We start from the raw sequence: 603 nt of genomic DNA, 5'->3' as shown, positions 1-603 counted from the left end.
GAGCAGGACGAACTGCAGGCCGAGCGTGAGCGCCTCAAGGAACTGCTCGGCAACGACGCCGCGCTCACCGACCTGATCGAGAAGGAGCTGCGCGACGCCGAGCGCGAATACGGCGATCCGCGCCGTTCGCCGCTGGTCGAGCGCGAGGAGGCCCGGGCGCTCTCCGAGGTCGAGCTGATGGGCGCCGACCCGGTCACGGTGGTGCTCTCCGAGAAGGGCTGGATCCGCGCCGCCAGGTGAAAACGATCGCCGGCCTTGAACGCGAGCCCGGCGGGATCGATCTCGTGGCCCTTGGCGGCGCGGGGCAAGACCAACCAGCCGCTGGTGCTGCTCGACGACAGCGGGCGCGCCTACACCCTGGCGGCGCACAACCTGCCCAGCGCGCGCAGCCAGGGCGAGCCGATCACCGGACGCATCAACCCCGCCGCGGGCGCCCACATGACCGGGCTGATGCTGGCGCCGCCCGAGACGCGCTACCTGCTCGCCTCGGACGGCGGCTACGGGTTCGTGGCGCGGCTCGACGACCTGATCGGCAAGAACAAGGCCGGCAAGGCGGTGCTCAGCGTGCCCAAGGGCTGCAATGTCCGCTGCAATGTCCTGGCG

1 pseudogene is annotated in these 603 nt (G+C 71.3%); it reads left to right on the top strand.

Annotated elements, in window-relative coordinates:
* Positions 1 to 603, top strand: a pseudogene (locus D0901_RS20835) (DNA topoisomerase IV subunit A); the annotation flags it as partial.

The organism is Modicisalibacter coralii, assembly GCF_004117855.1.
GTDB lineage: Bacteria > Pseudomonadota > Gammaproteobacteria > Pseudomonadales > Halomonadaceae > Modicisalibacter > Modicisalibacter coralii.
The sequence above is the reverse complement of the archived record's forward strand: the minus strand, read 5'-3'. Positions and strand labels throughout refer to the sequence as shown.